This window comes from Variovorax sp. P1_H12_2 (assembly GCF_056405335.1).
The window spans coordinates 1-4,798 of the sequence record NZ_JBFUCI010000457.1; the positions used below are offsets into that span (position 1 = coordinate 1).

The window sequence follows — 4,798 nt, forward strand, 5'->3', positions numbered from 1 at the left end:
CGCCGGCCTTAGCCCGCCGGCGCCACGCTGGCGCCCTGGACCCGGTGCCGGGCCAGTGCCTCCGCCACGAAGCCGCTGGCCTTCATCTCCTCGACGAAAGCGGCCAGGGCGGCGGCGGCGTCGGGACCRCGCGAGGCGGGTGTGCCCATGGCCTGCTGGATCACCATGAAGCGACCCGGCAGCAGGCGCAGGCCGCCGTCGCGGGCGGCCTCGGCTTCGAGCACCTGGCGAATGCCCGCCGCCACCTCGGCCTGGCCGGCACGCAGGCACTCCATCACGCCCTGGGCGCCTTGCACGCGCACGATTTGCGCCTGCCCGATTTCGCGTGTGAGGAAGAGGTCGTAGGCGCTGCCGCTGCCGACCGCGATGCGCTGCCCCTCCCGGTCCACCGCGTCGTTGTCCCGGATCGCCGAGCCCGCCGGCACCAGGTAGCTGCCTTCGATCAGCACATAGGGCGCGGTGAAGCGCAGGCCTTCGCTGCGTGCCGGGTCGATGGCAAAGAAGCCGATGTCGGCCTTGTCGTTGCGCACCGCGTCGACGGAGGCGGCCGCCTTCTCGAACACGACCAGCTCGACGCTGACGCCCAGTCGATCGGCAAAGGCGCGCGCCAGATCGATCGAGACGCCGACCGGCTCGCCACTGGCGGCGTCCCTGTTCGCGAGGATCGGGTTGCCGAGATTGATGGAGGCGCGCAGCGCGCCGGTGGGCGTGAAGGCCGAAACCACGGCCGGGGGGAGGGTGGTGCTCATGGCACCGGATTCTGCCGCAGCGGGGTCCGCGCTTCGATGCGTCAGGCGACCGAAGCCTTGCGTCCCTTGCGGTAGAGAATCAGCGTCGCCACCAGCCCGCAGGCCGCGGCGACGCTGAGCCACAAGGCCGGCGCCGCCTTGTCGCCGGTCGCCTCGATCAGCCAGGTCGAGATGGCCGGCGTGAAGCCGCCGAACACCGCGGTCGCCAGGCTGTAGGCGAGCGAGAAGCCGACCACCCGGACTTCCACCGGCATCACCTCGGTCAGCGCCACGACCATGGCGCCGTTGTACATGCCGAACAGGAACGAGAACCACAGCAGCACGTCGAGCATGCGGCCGAAGCTGGGCGCCGCCGCCAGCCAGTGCATTGCCGGATAGGCCGTGAAGATGGCCAGCAGCGTGACGGCCAGCAGCAGCGGCTTGCGGCCGATGCGGTCCGACAGCGCGCCGCCGATCGGCAGCCAGATGAAGTTCGTGACCGCCACCAGCAGGGTCACGATCAGGCTGTCGCGTGCGCTCAGGTGCAGCACGGTGCGCCCGAAGGTCGGCGTGTAGACCGTGATCAGGTAGAAGGTGGTGGTGGTCATCGCGACCAGCAGCATTCCGCACAGCACCACGCGCCAGTTGCGCGCCATCGATCGGAACACCTCGCGCGTCGTCGGATGGTGCTTGCGGGCCTGGAAGGCCTCGGTCTCCTGCAGCGAGCGGCGCAGCACGAAGATGCACGGAATGATCATGCAGCCGACGAAGAATGGAATCCGCCAGCCCCAGTCGGACAGCGCGGCCGGCGCCATCAGCTCGTTGAGCGCGAAGCCCAGCGCGGCGGCCAGCACGATCGCGACCTGCTGGCTGGCCGATTGCCATGCCGTGTAGAAGCCCTTGTGGCCCGGTGTCGCCATCTCCGAGAGATAGACCGAGACGCCGCCGAGCTCGGCGCCTGCCGAGAAGCCCTGCAGCAGCCGGCCCAGCAGGACCAGCACCGGCGCGACGACGCCGATCGTGGCGTGGCCGGGCACGAAGGCGATCAGCACCGTACCGCTGGCCATGATGGCCAGCGTGACGATCAGCCCCTTGCGCCGGCCCACCTCGTCGATATAGGCGCCCAGGACGATGGCGCCCAGGGGCCGCATCAGGAAGCCGGCGCCGAAGACCGCGAAGGTCAGCATCAGCGAGGCGAAGTCGCTGCTGGCGGGGAAGAAGACCTTGGAGATGGCGGTGGCGTAGAAGCCGAACAGGAAGAAGTCGAACTGCTCGAGAAAGTTGCCGCTCGTGACGCGCAGCACGGCGCCGAGTTTGGAAGTGCTGGTCGAGGGCGCCGGGTGGCCGCTGGCGAGGGTGGCTGTGCTCATGGGTGTCTCCTGCGAATGTGCGGCCCGCGGCCGCACGGTCCGTCCATCGTAGGAAGGCAAGCTGTCGATCAGCCGTCGGCGCGCTCGGGGTATGTCCCGCCCCTGGACGTCAGGTCTTGCTCAGCGCAGCAGGTGTATGGACCGCCGGCTCCGCCGTCAAACTAAGGGTTACCACCAATATTTTGCAGGCGCTTCACCTACTATTCTTCCTTCCATCGTTTCATTAATAAATCAGTGTTTTATTAGCGAAACAGAGCGAGTTCTCCCTCCCTTCAAGGAAGCGCCTCCCATGATGAAGAAGACACGCCGCCACGCCCTGGCCTTCGCACTCTGCACCGCAGCCGCCTGCGTGGCCGGCCCGACCTGGGCCCAGACCTGGCCGACCAAGCCGATCACCCTCGTGGTCGCCTATCCCGCCGGCGGCGATACCGACGCCCTGGCCCGGCTGTTCGCGGAGAAGCTCTCGACCCGACTCGGCCAGCCGGTGGTGGTCGACAACCGGCCCGGCGCCAGCGGCGTGATCGGCAGCAGCTATGTGGCCAAGGCGCCGGCCGACGGCTACACGCTGCTGGTGGCGCCGAGCACCTTCTCGATCGCGCAGATCGTGCTCAAGACCGGTGCGGGCGCCGGCTACGACGTGGTGAACGGCTTCACGCCCATCATCCAGACCGCGCTGATGCCGCTGTTCCTGGTCTCGGGGCCGGGCAGCGGGGCGAAGAGCCTGAAGGACGTGGTGGCCACGGCGAAGAGCAGCCAGGCGCTGTCCTATGCCAGCCCGGGCAGCGGTTCGCCGATGCACATCCTGGGCGAGATGTTCAACAAGACGGCCGGCGTGAACATCAAGCACGTGCCGTACAAGGGCGTGGCGCCGGCGATCAACGATGTGCTTGGCGGCCACGTGCCGCTGACCGTGGTCACGTACGGCCCGATCGCGCCCTACCTGTCGAGCGGCAAGCTGGTGCCGCTGGCGGTCGCCGATCGCGTCCGCTCGCCGCTCGCGCCCAATGTGCCGACGCTGCAGGAGCTGGGCTACAAGGATGTCGAGGTGGTCGCCTGGAACGGGATCTTCGGTCCCAAGGGCCTGCCGCCCGAGATCGTGAAGACGCTCAACGCCCACTTCAACGAGATCCTCAAGATGCCTGACGTCGCCTCCAAGATGGCCACGCTGGGCGCGCTGCCCCTGGGCGGCACGCCCGAGACGCTTGCGAAGACCAACGCCGCCGATTTCGAACGCTTCGGCCGCGTCATCAAAGACCTCGGCATCCAAGCCGACTGAGAAGAACCCATGAGCGAACCCAGCGTCACCCCCGACCACCAGAGCCTGCAAGCCCTGCTTGCGGAACTGCCCGCCAACCTGCTCGCCGGCCGCAAGGTCCTGGTGACGGGGGCCGCGCGCGGCCTCGGGCTCGCGTTTTCCAAGTGCATCGCGGCCGCCGGCGCCGGCGTGGTGATGGCCGACATTCTCTCGGACCTGGCGCAGACCGAAGCCGCAGCGCTGCGCGAGGCCGGCTTCACGGCCCATGCGCTGGCGGTCGACTTGTCGGACCCGGCATCGATCGACGCCTGCGCCGCCGCGGCAACCGCGGCGCTCGGCGGTCTCGACGGCCTGGTCAACAACGCCGCCATCACCAATTCGGGCGGCCGCGATGCCCTGGCGCTCGACATCGACACCTGGGACCGCGTGATGCAGGTCAACGTGCGCGGCACCTGGCTCATGAGCCGGGCCTGCCGCGGCGCGCTCGCCGCTGGCGGCCGCGGCGCGATCGTCAACCTGGCGTCGGACACCGCGCTGTGGGGCGCGCCGAACTTGCTGGCCTACGCCTCGAGCAAGGGCGCCGTGATCTCGATGACGCGCTCGCTGGCGCGCGAGTGGGGCGGCGAGGGCATCACGGTCAACGCCGTGGCGCCCGGCCTCACGCTGGTCGAGGCGACCGAATACGTGCCGCTGGCCCGCCACCAGAAATACCTCGAAGGCCGCGCGATCCCGCGCGAGCAGCAGGCGGCCGACGTCTGCGGCGCGATGCTCTTTTCCCTTTCGGGCCTGTCGCGCTTCGTGACCGGCCAGCTGCTCGCCGTCAACGGCGGCTTCGTGATGCATTGATTTTTTCCGACCAAGGAGTTTTCCGATGAGCGATTTGTCCGAACAACAGAAGATCGACGCCGCCGCYAATACCCTGGCGCAGCCTGAAGGCAGCAGCCTGCAGCAATGGATGGAAACGCGCATCGCGCGCTATTCGACCCGCAAGTACGACTGGGACGCGCTCAAGTTCCAGGCCGACTTCGATCCCAAGTTCCGCCGCGCCCAGATGCGCTACGTGGGCACCGGCGGCACCGGCGTCGCCAAGGACGTGAACACCGTGCCGGCCGAGAACTTCACCTTCTCGACCATGGTGATCCCGGCCGGCCACGAAGGCCCGCCGCACCTGCACACCGACGTGGAGGAAGTGTTCTTCCTGATCCGCGGCAAGCTCAAGGTGATCATCGAGAAGGACGGCGAGCGCTTCGAGACCATCATGACCGACCGCGACCTGATCTCGGTGCCTCCCGGCGTCTACCGTGAGGAGATCAACATCGGCGACGAGGATGCGCTGATGTGCGTGATGCTGGGCGCCAAGAAGCCGGTGACGCCAACCTATCCGGCCGATCACCCGCTGGCCCAAATCAAGCGCTGAGCCCCGCTGCGCCGAGCCGATCCCGATG

Annotated in this window: 5 protein-coding genes; 3 read left to right on the forward strand and 2 right to left on the reverse strand. The window is 68.3% G+C overall.

Annotated features, from left to right (window positions below; all coding sequences use genetic code 11):
- Positions 1–8: 8 nt before the first annotated feature.
- Positions 9–749: a transporter substrate-binding domain-containing protein gene (locus AC1D2K_RS29920; RefSeq protein WP_478093466.1), complete on the reverse strand. Its 741-nt coding sequence runs from the start codon at positions 747–749 to the stop codon at positions 9–11.
- Positions 750–790: 41 nt separating this feature from the next.
- The gene (gene tcuC / locus AC1D2K_RS29925) at positions 791–2,098 is read right to left on the reverse strand and encodes a tricarballylate/proton symporter TcuC (RefSeq protein WP_478093468.1); all 1,308 of its coding nucleotides are present in this window, start codon (positions 2,096–2,098) and stop codon (positions 791–793) included.
- Between the two features lie 292 nt (positions 2,099–2,390).
- Between tcuC and AC1D2K_RS29930 the strand changes: the two genes are divergently transcribed.
- From AC1D2K_RS29930 to AC1D2K_RS29940, 3 genes are read left to right on the forward strand one after another with little or no spacing between them, the layout of a single operon-like run.
- Positions 2,391–3,374 carry a Bug family tripartite tricarboxylate transporter substrate binding protein gene (locus AC1D2K_RS29930; protein ID WP_478093474.1) on the forward strand — a complete coding sequence of 328 codons (984 nt, stop codon included), beginning with the start codon at positions 2,391–2,393 and terminating at the stop codon, positions 3,372–3,374.
- 9 nt (positions 3,375–3,383) lie between these two features.
- A complete protein-coding gene (locus AC1D2K_RS29935) occupies positions 3,384–4,199 on the forward strand; it encodes an SDR family oxidoreductase (RefSeq protein WP_478093470.1) in 816 nt (271 codons plus the stop codon).
- Positions 4,200–4,224: 25 nt separating this feature from the next.
- Complete coding sequence (locus AC1D2K_RS29940) at positions 4,225–4,770, forward strand: cupin domain-containing protein (RefSeq protein ID WP_478093472.1); 546 nt, start codon at positions 4,225–4,227, stop codon at positions 4,768–4,770.
- Positions 4,771–4,798: the final 28 nt, after the last annotated feature.